Raw genomic sequence first — 16,028 nt, forward strand, 5'->3', positions numbered from 1 at the left:
CTTTCAGACGGCGCTTCAATCCTTTGCCGTTTTCTCGTTCTCCTGCTCTTCCTCGATCAGCTTGCGCCGAAGCACCTTGCCGACGAGCGTCTTGGGCAGCGCCGCGCGGAACTCGTACACCTTGGGCACTTTGTAGGCGGCAAGCCTTTCCTTGCAAAACGCCTTCAACGCCTGAGGATCCTCCTGCGCGCCGCTTCTGAGAACGATATAAGCCTTCACCGTCTCTCCCCGGTAAGGGTCATTGATGCCGGCGACGATCGCCTCCTCGACGTCGGGATGCTCGAACAGCACTTCCTCCACCTCGCGGGGATATATATTATACCCTCCCGCGATGATGAGATCCTTGCGCCGGTCCAAGATGAAGAAATAGCCGTCCGCATCCATCCGGCCGAGATCGCCAGTATAGAGCCAGCCGTTCTTGATCGTGCCTGCCGTATCCTCGGGACGGTTCCAATAGCCGGACATAACCTGCGGCCCGCGGACGATCAGCTCTCCGATCTCGCCGGCCTCGACGTCCTCCCCGGTATCGGGATGGACGATCTTGGCTTCCGTATCAGGGAAAGGAATGCCGATGGATCCCGGCTTGCGCTTCTCCCAGATATTGTTCGCATGCGTGACCGGCGACGCCTCCGTAAGGCCGTACCCTTCAATCAGCTTGCCTCCCGTGAGCTGCTCGAATCTCTCCTGCACCTCGAGCGGCAGCGAGGCTGCCCCGCTGATGCAGGCTTTGATCGACGAAAGATCATAATTCCTGATATCGGGATAATTGATGACGGCAATGTACATCGTCGGCGCGCCAGGAAAGACAGTAGCTTTGTTTTTGGCGATCGCACGGAGCACCTGCTTGATCTCGAACCTTGGGAGCAGGTCAAGCGTCGAGCCGTTCAGGATGCCCTGGTTGAGCAGCACGGTCATGCCGAAGACGTGGAAAAAGGGCAGCGCGGCGAGATAGCGCTCTTCCGGGCCTCCGGCCCTATAGTTCCACAGCTTGGACTGGATCGTATTGGCGATCAGATTGCGATGGGTAAGCATGACGCCCTTGGCGAAGCCCGTCGTGCCGCCCGTATACTGGATCAGAGCCAAATCGTTGCGGGCGTCGATCGGCACTCCGGGCGGCTTGGGCTCCGATTGCTTCAGCAGCTTGCGGAAGGAGATCAGCTCCTCGCCGTCATAGTCGATGGAAGGAATCGGCGTGCCGTCCTTTTTGGCCTTGATCGGATAGAGCAGGTTTTTCGGAAAGGACAGATAATCCGCTACGGAAGTGACGATGATCCGCTCTATCGGCTGTTTGGCCGTCGATTGCTTCACGCGGCCGACGAGCTGATCCAAGGTGACGATGATTTTCGCACCGCTGTCCGTCATCTGATGCTCCAGCTCCCGAGGCATATACAGCGGATTCGTCATGACGACGATGCCTCCTGCGAGCAGGACGCCATAATAGGCGATGACGGCCTGTGGGCAGTTGGGAAGCATGACTGCGACCCGGTCTCCCTTGCGGAGACCGAGCCCGTTCATGGCGTTCGCGAAGCGGTACGTTTGATTCAATAAACTCTCGTAGGAGATGCGGGCTCCCATGAATTCCAGCGCGGTGCGCTTTGGATGCTTGCGGGCGGTCTGGACCAGGAATTCCGCCAGGTTCTGATCCGGATAGTCGTAGGTCGGCGGTACTTCGGCGGGATAATGGCTGAGCCATGGCCGGTTTGACATGCCGTTCACCCCATTTCCTGCCCGATTAAGGAACGTAGCGCTCGGCTTCGATGACGCGTGAAGCAATGCGGCGCTTCAGCTGCACCGTATTGGCCGGATTCGACTTCGTCAGCTTTTTCAGCACGGACAGCTGCGTGCGGAGCGTATCCCCGGATTCCATGGCGGCGAGCGTTTCCTTCGCAAGCTCCGCGATGCGGGCGAACTCCTCCTGCACGAATACGGTCGTCATGTCGACGCCGAGCTGAGCCTTCGCTCCGCCTTGGAGCGAAATGCGCTTTTGGGTGCGGAGAACGGCGCTTTCCATCGCGAAGATCGAGATCATGATGTCGGCCAGGTTGCTCAGTATTTCCTGCTCCTGATCCAGCTTCATCTGGTATTTCTGGACGGCTCCTGCGCCGGCCATCAGGAAGATTTTCTTGGCGTTGGAGAGCAGATGAGCTTCCAGCTCCAGCGTGCCCTCGAACTTCTCGCCGAGCGAGGAGCGCATTTCCAGCAGCTCGCCCTGCAGCTTCATCGCTTTCTGCATGAGAGGCAGCTCGCCCTTCATCGCGCGCTTGATGAGCGTGCCGGGAATGAGCAGCCGGTTGATTTCATTCGTGCCCTCGAAGATGCGGTTGATGCGGGAATCGCGGTAGATGCGCTCGACGCGGTATTCCTGGGTGAAGCCGTAGCCGCCGTGAATCTGCACCCCTTCGTCGGCGACGAAGTCGAGGCCTTCGGAGGCGAACACCTTGTTGATGGAGCATTCCAACTGGTATTCCGCGATCGCCTTGGCGGACTGATAGCCGACGTCGGCAGCGGAATAGTCCACGTCGGCGAGCCCGACGTCGAACAGGCCGGCTGTGCGGTAGACCATCGACTCCATGACGTACGTGCGGATGTTCATGTCGGCCAGCTTTTTCGCCACGAGCGGGAAGCTGCTGATCGGACGGCCGAACTGGGTGCGTTCATTCGCGTATTTGGCCGAGTATTCGATAGCGTCCTTGGAGGAGCCTACGCAGCCGACGGCCAGCTTGTAGCGGCCGATGTTGAGGATGTTGAAGGCGATCAGATGGCCCTTGCCGACTTCCCACAGCAGGTTTTCGATCGGCACCTTGACGTCTTCCAGAATGAGCGGACAGGTCGAGGAGCCTTTGATGCCCATTTTCTTCTCTTCCGGACCGATGCTCACGCCTTCCATGGAGCGCTCGACGATGAACGTGCTGAAGTCCTTGCCGTCCACCTTGGCGTACACGATGAACACGTCGGCGAAGCCGGCGTTCGTAATGAACTGTTTCGTGCCGTTCAGCACGTAATGCTTGCCGTCCTCGCTCAGGACGGCCGTCGCTTTGGCGCCGAGAGCGTCGGATCCGGAGGACGGCTCCGTCAGGCAGTAAGCCGCGACCAGCTCGCCGGTCGAGAGCTTGGGCAGATACTTCTGCTTCTGGTCTTCATTGCCGAAATAGACGATCGGCAGCGTGCCGATGCCGACATGCGCGCCGGCAGACAGGGCGAACGCTGATGCCTTCGTCATTTTCTCGCTGATCAGCGTCGAGCTGACCTTGTCGAGCCCGAGGCCGCCGTAGGCTTCCGGCACATCTGCTCCCAGCAGGCCGAGCTCTCCGGCTTTGCGCAGCTTTTCGACCGTCAACTCATAATTGAGCTTCTCGATCGCCTCGTCGAAAGGCGCGATCTCGCCCGCGACGAAATCCTCCGTCGTCTCGGCGATCATGCGCTGCTCTTCGGTTATTTCCTCCGGGATGACAATGCTGCTCGCGTCGATATCCTCGATGATGAAGCTTCCGCCCAGCACTTTGCTTTTGGTCGTCATGATAATCGCTCCTTGGAATGGGTTGGATTGGTGAGCCATGCTGCCTTCGGATTTCCTCATCGCAGTGCGTCCGGCAGCGGAATGCTTCTTTCGCCTCAGCCGGCTGGAAGCCCCGATGCGGCATCCCTTGCCTGCTGTCTGCCTGCTCAAGCGGGATGGACTTCGAAGACGCCTGCCGCGCCCATGCCGCCGCCGATGCACATCGATACGACGCCGTAGCCTCCGCCTCTGCGGCGCAGCTCGTTGATCAGCGAGACGCTGATCTTCGTGCCGGTGCAGCCGAGCGGATGGCCGAGCGCGATCGCGCCGCCGTTGACGTTGACCTTCTCCTCGTCGATGCCGAGCTCGCGGATGATATGAAGGCACTGGGAGGCGAACGCTTCATTGATTTCATAGAGATCGACCTGCTCCTGGGAAATGCCGGCGCGCTTCAGCGCCTTTGGAATCGCCTCGACCGGGCCTACGCCCATGATTTCCGGCTCGACGCCCGCAAGGGCGAACGAACGGAACGTCGCCAGAGGTTTCAGACCGAGCTCGTCGGCTTTCTCGCGGCTCATGATGACGACCGCAGCCGCTCCGTCGCTGATCTGCGAGGAGTTGCCCGCTGTCACCGAGCCGTTCAGCTTGAACGCGGGGCGCAGCTTGCCGAGCGTATCCGGCGTCGTATCGACGCGGACGCCTTCATCGGTGTTGAAGACGAATTTCTCGATTTTCACTTTGCCGCTGTCTTCCATGGACTTGAGCTCCGCTTCGACCGGGACGATCTCATCGGAGAACTTGCCTGCGGCGATGGCTGCAGCCGCCTTCTCATGGGAGCGGGCGGCGAAGCGGTCCTGGTCCTCGCGGCTGACGCCGAACTTCTCGGCGACGCGCTCGGCCGTATGCCCCATCCCGATATAGACTTCCGGGTATTCGTCGACGATTTTCGGATTCGGGGAAATTTTGAAGCCGGTCATCGGAACGTGGCTCATGCTCTCCACCCCGCCGGCGATCATCACATCCGCGTTGCCGGTCATGATGCGCTCCGCCGCGAAGGCGATCGATTGCAGGCCGGAGGAGCAGAACCGGTTGACGGTCAGCGCCGGCACCGTCACCGGGAAGCCTGCATACAGCGACATGATGCGGGCGAAGTTGAGCCCCTGCTCCCCTTCGGGCATCGCGCAGCCGATGATGATATCCTCCACATCTTCTTTCTTGAGCCCCGGCGCCCGCTCGACAACTTCCTGCAGCACGATTTTGCCGAGGTCGTCCGCGCGGGTTTGGCGAAGGCTGCCTTTCTTGCCTTTGCCGATCGCCGTCCGGGCCATGGATACGATTACCGCTTCTCTCATGACTTCACGCTCCTTAGTGGTCAGGCATGCTTGCACGTTCAAGCTTGCTGTGCATCCGACTCCGGAAATGAAAGGCCCTTCCGATCGCTCTTGCCCCAGGATTTCTTTGATTCCACATGAATGTGGAAATCCGGCTGCAAATGCGAACGCTCCGCTTCTCCAAGGCACTTTCATTCCTGCGCTCTCTGCACAGCCGTCCCAAATGCCTCCGGAATCCTGAGCGATCACATCGCTCTTGAACCCGGATTTCTTTGATTCCATACGAATGTGTCGTTCCTGTGCCGAGCGATATCTCAGTTCCGCAAAGCCTTGCCTTTGGAGAGCATATGCTGCATGCGGGCCTGGGTCTTCGGCTCGCCCGTCAGGCTGAGGAAGGCTTCGCGCTCCAGATCGAGCAGATACTGCTCCGATACGAGCGTGCCGGCCGGCAAGTCGCCGCCGCTCAGCACATGCGCCAGCTTCTTGGCGATGAGGAGGTCGTGGTCGCTGATGTAGCCGCCTTCCTTCATGCCGATCGCCGCGAGCTGCAGAGCGGCCTTGCCTTCGGCGCCGGCAATGCGGATCTTCTCTTCCGGAGGCAGCGTGTAGCCGTCCGCAGCCATTTGCAGGACAGCCTGCTTCGCCTCGTAGATCAGATGGTCGGCGTTCGGCACGATGCGGTCGTTCGTGCGGAGGTAGCCGAGCCGCTTGGCATCATGGCCGCTAGAGGATACCTTCGCCGATCCGACCGTCTCGAACACATGGCCGAGCATAGGCAGCAGATCCGCTTCCGGATGCCCGGCCTGCTTGCTGACGCGCAAGGCGAATTCCTTGCAGCCGCCGCCGGCGGGGATGAGGCCGACGCCGACTTCGACGAGGCCGTAATAAGTCTCAGCCGCGGCGATGACTTGGTCCGCCGGCATGCAGGCTTCGACGCCGCCGCCGAGCGTCATCCGGTGGGGAGCCGCGACGACCGGCTTCTCCAGCCGCTTCAGCTTATACATGCTCTGCTGGAACAGGTTGATGATCTCGTCGACTTCATCCCATTCCTCGTCCTGCGCTTCCATGAGCAGCAGCATCAGATTCGCGCCGACGCAGAAGTTGCGGCCCTGGTTCGCCAGGACGAGACCGTTCCAGTTGCGCCGGACTTCCTCCGCGCTCTGCTGGATCATCGTCAGGATATCGTCGCCGATGGCGTTGTTCGGGGAATGGAATTCCAGGCAGACGACGCCGTCGCCGATATCGATCAGGCTGGCGCCTGTATTGGATTTGACGACCTTGTTCTGCTCCTTGAGCGAGCGCAGATCGATCTCTTGAACAGGGGCTTCCACTTCCTTATACTGGCTGCCGCTCACATAGAAGCGCTTGCCGTTGTCTTTCTTGTAGAAGCTCGCATGGCCGGCTTCGATCCATTCCTTGACCCATGCCGGAACGGCGAGGCCTTCCTTCTCCATCCGCTGCACCGATTTCGCCAGCCCGATGGCATCCCATGTCTCGAACGGACCCAGCTCCCAGTTGAAGCCCCATTTCATCGCTTCGTCGATCTCCTGGATGGAGTCGGCGATCTCCCCGACCTTGTCGGCGGAATAGACCAGAACCTGCTTCAAAATATTCCAGGCCAGCTCTGAATACTTGTCTCCGGCGCCGATGAGAGCCTTCGTCTTTTCACGGGCGCCTTTGACGCTCTTCGCCGCTTCCAGGGAGCCGGAAGCCGCTTTTTTCTGCGGCGTATACTCCAGCGTGCCGAGATCGATCGACAGGATCTCGCTCTTGCCGCCTTCTCCTTTGCGCTTCAAATAAAAGCCCTGGCCGGATTTCTCGCCCAGCCAGCTACGCTCGACGAGCTGCGTCAGAGCGGCGGGAGGCGTAAACGCCTTGCGCTCGGCCTCGTTGTCCACGTTCAGGCGGACGTTGTCTGCGACATGGATGAACGTATCGAGGCCGACGAGATCAAGCGTGCGGAATGTGGCGCTCTTTGGACGTCCCATAGCCGGCCCGGTGATCGCATCCACTTCCTCGACGGTAAAGCCGCCCTTCTCCATTTCCTGCAGCGACACGAGCAGTCCGTACGTCCCGATCCGGTTGGCGATGAAGTTCGGGGTGTCCTTGGCGATGACAACGCCTTTGCCGAGGACGGTTTCTCCGAATGCTTTCATATCTTGCACAAGCCCCGCATCCGTTCCGTCCGCCGGAATGATCTCCAGCAGCTTCATGTAACGGGGCGGATTGAAGAAATGAGTGCCCATGAACGACTTGCGGAACGGCTCGCTGCGTCCTTCCGCCATCGCGTTGATGGAGATGCCGGAAGTGTTGGAGCTTACGACCGTTCCCGGCTTCCAGTGCTGCTCGATGCGGTCCAGCAGGCTGCGCTTCGCGTCCAGGTTCTCGACGATGACCTCGATGATCCAGTCGACATCCGCGATCTTGTGGAGATCGTCCTCCAGGTTGCCCGGCGTGATGCGGCCCGCGAAGGCCGGATCGTAGAGAGGCGCCGGATTCGTCTTCTTCAGCTTGGCGATGGCGCTTGTCGCCAGCCTGCTGCGGACGGCCGGATGCTGTGCGGTCAGGCCTTTCTTCTCTTCCTCGGGGGTGAGCTGCTTGGGCACGATGTCCAGGAGCAGCGTCGGAATGCCTGCGTTGGCCAGATGGGCGGCAATGCCGGAACCCATAATGCCGGAGCCGATGACGGCGGCCTTGCGGATCGAAATGCTCATCGTTGCTTGCCTCCTTGAATAAAGGTTTGTGCGGCTTTCAAGAACGGTTCTTTTCCCAGGTCGGATGCTTCTCTTCCTCTTCATGGCCGATCATAAAAAGGACGGTCCGCTAAGGTGCGCGTACCCTTATGCTGCCGGCTCTGGCTGCCTCCATGCGTTATACGGCCATCCCTTCGCTGCCGGCCGGAGCGCTTCCGCGTCCGAATACGGCTTCCTCGAGAATCTCGGCGATGTCCCGCGCCTTCACCTTGTCATCGACTTCCTTCAGCTTCGTGCCGTCCTCAAGCATCGTCAGGCAGTACGGGCACGCGCTGCTGATCAGCGTCGGATTCACTTCCAGCGCCTGCTCGGTGCGCGCCAGGTTGACGCGCTTGCCGGCCGTCTCCTCCATCCACATCATGCCGCCGCCCGCTCCGCAGCACATGCCGTTCTCGCGGCTGCGCGCCATCTCCACCAGCTCGACTCCGGGAATGGCCCTCAGCACATCGCGCGGCTCGTCATACACGTTGTTGTAGCGGCCCAGATAGCAGGAATCATGGTAGGTGATCCGCTCATTGACCTCATGCTTCGGCTGCAGCTTGCCTTCCTTCAGCAGCAGGTCGAACAGCTGCGTATGATGGAGCACCTCCACGCCTTCGAGACCGAAGTCCGGATACTCGTTCTTCAACGTGTTGAAAGTATGCGGGCATGCCGTCACGATCTTCGTCACTCCGTACTTCCGGAACGTCTCGATATTCTCCATGCACAGCTGCTGGAACAGCATCTCGTTGCCCATGCGCCGCGGCGTGTCGCCGGAGTTTTTCTCCTCGTTGCCGAGAATCGCGAAGCGGATGCCGGATTCGTTCAGCAGGCGGGCGACCGCCCTTGAGATCTTGCGGCTGCGGAGATCATAGGAGCCCATGGAGCCGACGAAGAACAGATAGTCGAACTCCGGATTTTCCTTGACGAGCGGAACGCTGATCCCTTCCACGTCTCCGGTCCATTTCACGCGGTCGTTGCGGTTGATTCCCCACGGGTTGCCTTGGCGCTCGATGTTCTGCATCGCGCGCTGGCCTTCATGCGGCACGCTGCCCTGCATCAGGACGAGATGGCGGCGCAGATCGATGATCTTGTCGACATGCTCGTTGCCGACCGGACATTGGTCCTCGCAGTTGCGGCAGGTCGTGCACGCCCAAATCTCGTCTTCCGTCATGACTTCGCCGATGAGCTCGACTTCCTGCGGGCTGCGCTCCTCTTGATGCCAGGAAGCCTTCTGCCAGCCGATCGTCGGCCGGATGTCCGTGATGGCGCCGCCGGGATCCTGCCATGCGACGGAGTCCGATGCTTCCGCGCCGGCCGCCACCTCCTCCGCGCTTCCTCCGGCCATCTCCAGCAGCGAGCCGGGCATTTCCGCGGAACGAGGGACAAAGGCATGCGCCTTGCCTCCTCCGGCGCTTCCTGTTCCGAAGGCGAATTCGGGAACCCAAGGGGATTTGCCGGTGACGGCCGCTCCCTTGTCGATCAAGTGGTCGCGAAGCTTCACGATCATGTGCATCGGAGAGAGCGCCTTGCCGGTATTGGATGCGGGGCACACATTCGTGCAGCGGCCGCATTCCACGCAGGCATAGAAGTCGAGCATCTGCTTCTGATTGAACTCCTCGATCTTGCCGACGCCGAACGATTCCGCTTCCTCGTCCTCCAGATCGATCTTGCTCAGCCTTCCGGCCGGCTCCTGCTTGCGCAGATAGATGTTGACCGGAGCGGTGAGGATATGGAAATGCTTCGATTGGGGCACGTACACGAGAAACGCGAGCAGGATGGCCAGATGCGCCCACCAGGAAACCATGAACAGCACATGCGCGGCTCCGGCTCCGATTCCTTGCATGCCTTCGGCCATCAGCGAGGTGATCGGCGCGTAGCCGGAAAATGCCATGCCGAGCCAGATCCGCTCGAAAGCAAGGGAGAACAGGACGGATGCCATCAGTCCGAAGATGAAGAAGACGACGATGCTCGGCTTCCACCCTCTCTTCAGACGGGCGAGCTTCTCGCCGTAGCGGCGGTAGGCCGCATAACCCATTGCCGCCAGAATGGCGAATACGGTCGCTTCCTGCATGAGGCTGAACCAGTCGTAGCCGGGAACCGGCAGATGGTGCTTGCCTGCCGTAAGGCCTTTGATGATCAGGTCGAGCGCTCCGAATTGCAGAATGACGAATCCATAGAAGATGACGACATGCATGATGCCGCTGCGCGGATCCTTGAGCAGCTTCGTCTGGCCGAATACTTGAGCGAGGAACTCGCCCCATCTGCCCTCTCCCTTGAGAGGGACGGCTGTCTTTTTCCCCAGCTTCATATAGAGCCAGCGGTGGTAGACCGCCCTGTAGAACAGATAGACTCCGCAGCCCGTCAGAGCCAAAAACAAGATGAGATTGATCAGCTGTCCTGCCATTGCGACTCACCCTTTCTGCAAATTCCTTTCGCCGGCCGTTCGCCAGGCATTTTAGATGAAGCGCTTACATTGTCGGTTCAAAAAAATCTTAGTGGTATCCCGCCTGATCATGCTGTCCCGGCGCGGCTGCATACGTCTCCAAATCCTCCGCTCCAGTACTAGGAATAAGAAGGAACATATCCTGCCTCTTCTTCTCTTATCCTAAGCATTGTCCGCCTTCTGAAAGGCGGCGTGGCCGATGCGGCCCAAGCGTCTAAATTCCGGATAAATCGTTGACAATCCGTGTGATATCCCCTAAGATGAAGAAAATGAATGAGCATTCATTCACCATACGTAAATACTACCACCGAGGTGCCATCATGACAAGTAGGAAGCCGGAAAAATATTATCAGATCCTGGAAGCCGCCCAAAAAGTCATTGCCGAAAACGGGTTCCACGGCTCGCAGGTGTCGAAAATCGCCAAGGAGGCTGGAGTCGCCGACGGCACGATCTATTTATATTTCAAGAAGAAGGAAGATATCCTGATCTCCTTGTTCGAGGAAAGGCTCGGGGATCTGGTCGGACGGTTCGAAGCCCGGCTGGAGGATACGGCGACTGCCGACGAAGCTCTGCGCGCCATATGCGAGATCCACTACTCCGTCCTGGAGCAGAACATCAATCTCGCGTACGTGACCCAGATCGAGCTGAGGCAGAGCTCGCTGGAGCTGCGCAAGGCGATCGGCCTGGCCGTACGGCCTTACATCCAGCTCATTGAGCAGATTCTGGAAAAAGGGGTGAGAGAAGGAGCGTTCCGGGACAATCTCGACATCAAGCTGACCCGGCATCTTATATTCGGAGCGATGGATGAGGCGGTATCTTCTTGGCTCATATCCGGGCAGAAGTTCTCCCTGACCGCCCAAGTCGACAAAACCGTCGAATTTTTCCTGCATGGCCTCAAAAAATAAAACCTATTCAACCATTCGAGGAGGAAAATCGAGATGAACATTTTCTGCCTGCTGAAGCAAACCTTTGATACGGAAGAACGGATCGTGATCCAGGACGGCCAGGTTTCGGACGACGGCGTCAAATATGTCATCAACCCTTACGATGAATATGCGGTCGAGGAAGCGCTTCAGCTCCGGGAAAAGCACGGCGGATCGGTAACCGTCGTCTCCGTCGGGCCGGCCCGCGCAGCCGAAGCGCTCCGCTCGGCGCTGGCGATGGGAGCCGACGAAGCGGTGCTCATCTCCGACGAGCGCATCGAATCCGACGAAGCCGGCATTTCCTTCCTGCTCCAGGCCTATCTGTCGAAGCAAGCCTACGACGTCATCCTCGGAGGCAACTTCTCCGTCGATACCGGCGGAGGCCAAGTCGCGGTCCGGCTTGCGGCGGGTCTCGGCATTCCCCACGCCGCTTCCATCACGAGCCTTGACATCGACGGTACGGCCGCCAGCGTCAAGCGGGATGCCGAAGGCGACACGGAATCCCTCGAGCTGTCGCTTCCGGCGCTGTTCACTGCCCAGCAAGGCTTGAACGAGCCGCGCTACCCGTCGTTGCCGAATATCATGAAGGCGAAGAAAAAGCCGTTCCAGACGTTGACTTTGGACGATCTCGGCGTCGACGCCGCCGCCATCGCTCCGCTGACCAAACGGCTGAGTCTCTCCCTGCCGCCTGAGCGCGGAGCCGGCCAGCTGATCAAGGGAACGCCGGCCGAGCAGGCCGCGCGCCTCGTGGAGCTGCTGCGCACGGAAGCCAAAGCGATCTGATCCCATCCTTTTTTTCCTATCCAAGGAGGTTAAACCATGAGCCAATCCGTTCTTGTCATCGCCGAAATCCGCGCAGGAAAATTGCGCCAGGTATCGCTTGAAGCCGTCCATGCCGCCAACCAGTCCGCTGGCGGCGCTCCTGTCGACGCCGTCATCATCGGCAGCGGCATCATTCCGGTCGCCTCCGAGCTGGCCGCTTACGTGTCGGGCAAAGTCTACGCCGTCGATCATCCGGATCTCGCCTCTTACAACGCTCCGGCTTATCTGGCAGCCGTCCAAGGCCTTCTCGACGAGCTGAAGCCCGGCCGCGTCTTCCTCGGCCATACCGCGGAAGGCAAGGATTTGGCGCCGCTTGTAGCCGCCCATCTCGGAGCCGGCCAAATTTCCGACGTCATTGCTGTAAGCGATTCCGCGGACGGATCTCTCTATACCCGTCCGCTCTACGCGGGCAAAGCCTTCGAGGAAAAAGCCTTCATCGGCGCCGCCGGCGTCGTCACCGTCCGGCCGAACAACCTTCCGCCTGCCGACCAGGCCGCAACGCCGGCCGAAGTGGTCGACCGCGACTACGCTCCAGCCACCGATCTCCGCTCGATCGTCAAGGACGTCGTGCGCAAAGCCGGCGGCAAGGTCGATCTGTCCGAGGCGAAGATCGTCATCTCGGGCGGACGCGGCGTGAAGAGCTCCGACGGCTTCAAGCCTCTCGAAGAGCTGGCCGATGTGCTCGGAGCCGCCGTCGGCGCTTCCCGCGGAGCCTGCGACGCCGGCTACTGCGACTATGCGCTGCAGATCGGCCAGACCGGCAAGGTCGTCACGCCGGAGGTGTACATCGCCTGCGGCATCAGCGGAGCCATCCAGCATCTGGCCGGCATGAGCCAGTCGCGCGTCATCATCGCGATCAACAAGGATCCGGAAGCCCCGATCTTCAAAGTCGCCGACTACGGCATCGTCGGCGACCTGTTCGAAGTCGTGCCGCTGCTGACGGAAGAGTTCCGCAAAGTGCTCGCGTAAACGCAAGTGAACCCGCCCGGATGATGACAGAACGGGCGGGTTTTTCGATGGATACGGATCATTCCTAAGGAGGAGCTTGTTATGGGACCTTTTCGACCCGATCTGCTCAAAGGCAAAACCGTGCTCGTGACGGGCGGCGCGACCGGACTTGGACGCGCGATGGCGGAAGGCTTCGCGATGCATGGAGCTTCCATCGCGCTCGCGGGACGCCGCGAGGAGAAGCTGCAGGAAGCGGCCGAGGCGTTCCGCGAGGCCGGCCATGACGTGTTCGTCCAAAGCTGCGACGTCCGGGAACCCGCTTCCATATCCGCATTGGCGGATGCCTTGGACGAGCGCTTCGGAGGCGTCGATGTGCTCGTCAACAATGCCGCCGGCAACTTCATCAGTCCGACCGAGCGGCTCTCGCCCCGCGCCGTCGACGCCGTGCTGAACATCGTGCTGCACGGAACCTTCTATGCGACGCTTGAGTTCGGCAAGCGCTGGATCGCAGCCGGAAGGGGCGGAACGATGCTGAACATCGTCACGACCTATGCCGAGACCGGCTCCGGGTTCGTGGCGCCGTCGGCTGCCGCCAAAGCCGGGGTGCTTGCGCTCACCCGCTCGCTGGCGGTGGAATGGGCGCGCTACGGCATCCGCCAGGTCGCCATCGCGCCAGGTCCGTTTCCGACGGAGGGCGCATGGGCTAGGCTGGCTCCGACGCCGGAGCTGGCCGAGCGAATGGCGGACCGCATTCCGCTCAAGCGTGTGGGCGACAAGCAAGAGCTTGCCGATCTGGCAGCATTTCTCGTCTCCGACTACGCCTCTTATCTCAACGGCGAGGTCGTCACGATCGACGGCGGCGAATGGCTCCAGGGAGCCGGACAGTTCAACAGCCTGCTTGAGGTGACGGCGGACCAGTGGGACCGGCTTGCCGAGCTTACCCGCAAAGGCGGCAAAGATCATTAAATGCAATCCCCGCCTACAGCTCGGAGCTTACGGCCATTGCGGGAACAGCTGCATGCGCAAAAAAGCCCTCGCCGTGATCCAGCTTTTGCCCGGCGAGGGCTTTTTCCTGCGCAACTAGACCGGAACTTCGCTTCCCGGGAGCGCCGCGATGATCGGCTCCAGGGCGGCGGCAGCCGAATCGGCCTGCACGAACCGTTCATTTTCGCTGTCATACCGGTCGGAGCCGTGCTCGTAGCGCGGATCGTAATAGGCGCGCAGCAGCAGCTCCGCGGCGCGGCCGAAGTCATCGTTCAGGATGCTCTGCTCGATTTCCGCCGCGATAGGGGTATGAATTCTTGACTTGATGACGCGGAAGGCGGCCATGCATTGCTGCTTGTGCTCCTCCGGACGGTAATCCTCCAGAATATGCCGGATCCGCTCCTCGATCGGCAGCTCGACCCGGATCGGAATTCCCGCTTCCTTGGCTTCCATGAGGAATTCGGGAAGCACGCATTTGCCGATACGGCGGCTTTCCGCCTCCATAATGACGTAGGGCGAATGCTGCAGGGCGATCAGCCGCTCAAGCAGCAGCGACTCGAACGTCTTCTGGTTGTGGGCGCGCATCCCGATCTGGCCGAAGATGGAGCCGCGATGCCCCGCCATCCCTTCCAGATCCAGCACCGGAAATCCGCGGCGTTCAAGCTCGGACAGAATCGCCGTCTTGCCCGTCCCCGTATTGCCGTGAATGACATAGGCGCGCTGATCGAAGGAGAATTCCGCCAGCGTCTCGACGACCCAGCGCCGGTATTCGCGGAATCCGCCCGACAGCCGGTAAGCGTGGATGTCCATCAAGGAAAGCAAGGTCGCCGTCGTCCGGCTCCGCATGCCCCCTCTCCAGCAGAACAAGGCTTTCTTCTGGGGAATGGCCGCGAACTGCGCAATGAATGCCGGCAGCTTGGCCGAAATGATCTCCAGCCCCCGCTTCTTTGCTTCCTGGACGCTCGCCTGCTTGTACAGCGTGCCGATCTCCGCCCGTTCGCGGTCGTCGAAGAAGGGAATGTTGATGCTTCCGGGAATCGTGGACTCCTCGTATTCGGACGGGGAGCGGACGTCGATGATGACGAGCTCTCCCGAGTCCCTCTTCGCTCTCAGCTCTTGCACGGTCAAATCCTGAAACATGGAATCTCTCCTTACGATACTTCGATGATGCCGTGATGGTCGTCGACCGCTTCTCCGATGACAGCCGCCTCAAGGCCTGCGGCAAGCAGCTCGCCGAGCAGAGAATCCGCTTTTTCCCCGGCAACGGAAATGAGGAGTCCTCCCGAAGTCACCGCGTCGCACAGGATGAGGCGGTCGAGCTCGTCGAGCTCCGGGCCGAACGTGACAGCCGGCTGGACATGCGCATAGTTGTTCCTCGTTCCGCCCGGCACGAAGCCTTCTTCGGCGAGCTCGCGGGTGCGCGGCAGAACCGGAACGTCGCTGCGTCGGATGTTCAGGCCGACCCGGCTCCCTTTGGCCATCTCCGAAGCATGGCCGAGCAGGCCGAAGCCGGTCACATCGGTGCAGGCATGGACGTCGTAGCCGTCCATGATCTCAGCCGCCTTGCGGTTGAGCGCCGCCATGACGGAAGTCACCTTGGCGACATCTTTTTCCGTCAACCGGTCTTTCTTGATCGAAGTCGTATAGATGCCTACCCCGATCGGCTTCGTCAGGATGAGCTTGTCGCCCGGACGGGAGCCGGCATTCGTGCGGATGCGGCCAGGATGGACGAGACCGGTGACGGCCATGCCGAACTTGGGCTCCTTGTCGTCGATGGAATGGCCCCCGACGAGCGTCGCGCCTGCTTCCGCAAGCTTGTCGGCAGCTCCGCGGAGAATATCGGCGAGGATGCTTTTGTCGAGCGTCGCGATCGGAAATGCGACGATATTGAGTGCCGTCAACGGCTTCCCGCCCATCGCGTAGATGTCGCTGATGGCGTTGGCAGCCGCGATCTGGCCGAAGGAATACGGATCGTCGACGATCGGAGTAAAGAAATCGACCGTCTGCACGAGCGCAAGCTCGTCGCTCAGCCGGTAGACCCCCGCGTCGTCGCTCGTATCCAGGCCGACGAGAAGATCGGCGTTGGGCAGCGCCGGAGGCAGCTGCCTCAGCACTTCCGACAAGTCGGACGGTCCGATTTTGCAGCCGCAGCCGCCTTTGGTGGAGAGCGAGGTCAATTTGATCATATTGGATTCCGGCATGGTTCATCCTCCCAGATGGCTAGTACTTTACTCCCTTAAGTATACGCCAAGGCCGCGCAAAAACCAAAATGGCGCGCCTCGCTCCGCTTCCCTGGCCATACCGCCTCAAAAAAAAGGAGGAACGGATAGCGGGATATGCTATAAT

At 60.4% G+C, this 16,028-nt stretch carries 11 protein-coding genes; 4 read left to right on the forward strand and 7 right to left on the reverse strand.

Annotation, left to right across the window (positions count from 1 at the left end):
• Window positions 1-15: 15 nt before the first annotated feature.
• From ACLBWT_RS16125 to ACLBWT_RS16145, 5 genes are all read right to left on the reverse strand, one after another.
• Entirely contained in the window at window positions 16-1,707 is a 1,692-nt protein-coding gene (locus tag ACLBWT_RS16125; protein WP_447664246.1) for an AMP-binding protein, read from the reverse strand.
• Between the two features lie 25 nt (window positions 1,708-1,732).
• Window positions 1,733-3,517, reverse strand: a complete 1,785-nt coding sequence (locus ACLBWT_RS16130) for an acyl-CoA dehydrogenase family protein (RefSeq protein ID WP_447664148.1) — start codon at window positions 3,515-3,517, stop codon at window positions 1,733-1,735.
• 146 nt (window positions 3,518-3,663) lie between these two features.
• Window positions 3,664-4,848: an acetyl-CoA C-acetyltransferase gene (locus ACLBWT_RS16135; RefSeq protein WP_447664149.1), complete on the reverse strand. Its 1,185-nt coding sequence runs from the start codon at window positions 4,846-4,848 to the stop codon at window positions 3,664-3,666.
• 293 nt (window positions 4,849-5,141) lie between these two features.
• Window positions 5,142-7,541 carry a 3-hydroxyacyl-CoA dehydrogenase NAD-binding domain-containing protein gene (locus tag ACLBWT_RS16140; protein ID WP_447664150.1) on the reverse strand — a complete coding sequence of 800 codons (2,400 nt, stop codon included), beginning with the start codon at window positions 7,539-7,541 and terminating at the stop codon, window positions 5,142-5,144.
• A gap of 157 nt (window positions 7,542-7,698) precedes the next feature.
• Window positions 7,699-9,966 carry a heterodisulfide reductase-related iron-sulfur binding cluster gene (locus tag ACLBWT_RS16145; RefSeq protein WP_447664151.1) on the reverse strand — a complete coding sequence of 756 codons (2,268 nt, stop codon included), beginning with the start codon at window positions 9,964-9,966 and terminating at the stop codon, window positions 7,699-7,701.
• 359 nt (window positions 9,967-10,325) lie between these two features.
• Between ACLBWT_RS16145 and ACLBWT_RS16150 the strand changes: the two genes are divergently transcribed.
• The 4 genes from ACLBWT_RS16150 (at window position 10,326) to ACLBWT_RS16165 (ending at window position 13,664) form a co-directional block, all read left to right on the forward strand.
• Window positions 10,326-10,910: a TetR/AcrR family transcriptional regulator gene (locus tag ACLBWT_RS16150; RefSeq protein WP_447664152.1), complete on the forward strand. Its 585-nt coding sequence runs from the start codon at window positions 10,326-10,328 to the stop codon at window positions 10,908-10,910.
• Window positions 10,911-10,943: 33 nt separating this feature from the next.
• Window positions 10,944-11,711: an electron transfer flavoprotein subunit beta/FixA family protein gene (locus tag ACLBWT_RS16155; protein WP_447664153.1), complete on the forward strand. Its 768-nt coding sequence runs from the start codon at window positions 10,944-10,946 to the stop codon at window positions 11,709-11,711.
• A gap of 36 nt (window positions 11,712-11,747) precedes the next feature.
• Window positions 11,748-12,719: an electron transfer flavoprotein subunit alpha/FixB family protein gene (locus ACLBWT_RS16160; protein WP_447664154.1), complete on the forward strand. Its 972-nt coding sequence runs from the start codon at window positions 11,748-11,750 to the stop codon at window positions 12,717-12,719.
• An 81-nt stretch (window positions 12,720-12,800) separates the two neighbouring features.
• Window positions 12,801-13,664: an SDR family oxidoreductase gene (locus ACLBWT_RS16165; RefSeq protein ID WP_447664155.1), complete on the forward strand. Its 864-nt coding sequence runs from the start codon at window positions 12,801-12,803 to the stop codon at window positions 13,662-13,664.
• A 114-nt stretch (window positions 13,665-13,778) separates the two neighbouring features.
• On the opposite strand, the gene mnmH is transcribed toward ACLBWT_RS16165, so the two are convergent.
• The gene (gene mnmH / locus ACLBWT_RS16170) at window positions 13,779-14,822 is read right to left on the reverse strand and encodes a tRNA 2-selenouridine(34) synthase MnmH (protein ID WP_447664156.1); all 1,044 of its coding nucleotides are present in this window, start codon (window positions 14,820-14,822) and stop codon (window positions 13,779-13,781) included.
• An 11-nt stretch (window positions 14,823-14,833) separates the two neighbouring features.
• Window positions 14,834-15,883, reverse strand: coding sequence for a selenide, water dikinase SelD (gene selD / locus ACLBWT_RS16175; protein ID WP_447664157.1), 1,050 nt, complete (start codon window positions 15,881-15,883; stop codon window positions 14,834-14,836).
• Window positions 15,884-16,028: the final 145 nt, after the last annotated feature.

It is taken from the genome of Paenibacillus sp. D51F (assembly GCF_053345695.1).

Coding starts and splice junctions, on each gene's coding strand:
- mnmH (WP_447664156.1), bottom strand. CDS start 14,822: ATGTTTCAGGATTTGACCGTGCAAGAGCTGAGAGCGAAGAGGGACTCG.
- ACLBWT_RS16130 (WP_447664148.1), bottom strand. CDS start 3,517: ATGACGACCAAAAGCAAAGTGCTGGGCGGAAGCTTCATCATCGAGGAT.
- ACLBWT_RS16150 (WP_447664152.1), top strand. CDS start 10,326: ATGACAAGTAGGAAGCCGGAAAAATATTATCAGATCCTGGAAGCCGCC.
- ACLBWT_RS16135 (WP_447664149.1), bottom strand. CDS start 4,848: ATGAGAGAAGCGGTAATCGTATCCATGGCCCGGACGGCGATCGGCAAA.
- ACLBWT_RS16125 (WP_447664246.1), bottom strand. CDS start 1,707: ATGTCAAACCGGCCATGGCTCAGCCATTATCCCGCCGAAGTACCGCCG.
- ACLBWT_RS16145 (WP_447664151.1), bottom strand. CDS start 9,966: ATGGCAGGACAGCTGATCAATCTCATCTTGTTTTTGGCTCTGACGGGC.
- ACLBWT_RS16165 (WP_447664155.1), top strand. CDS start 12,801: ATGGGACCTTTTCGACCCGATCTGCTCAAAGGCAAAACCGTGCTCGTG.
- ACLBWT_RS16160 (WP_447664154.1), top strand. CDS start 11,748: ATGAGCCAATCCGTTCTTGTCATCGCCGAAATCCGCGCAGGAAAATTG.
- ACLBWT_RS16155 (WP_447664153.1), top strand. CDS start 10,944: ATGAACATTTTCTGCCTGCTGAAGCAAACCTTTGATACGGAAGAACGG.
- ACLBWT_RS16140 (WP_447664150.1), bottom strand. CDS start 7,541: ATGAGCATTTCGATCCGCAAGGCCGCCGTCATCGGCTCCGGCATTATG.
- selD (WP_447664157.1), bottom strand. CDS start 15,883: ATGCCGGAATCCAATATGATCAAATTGACCTCGCTCTCCACCAAAGGC.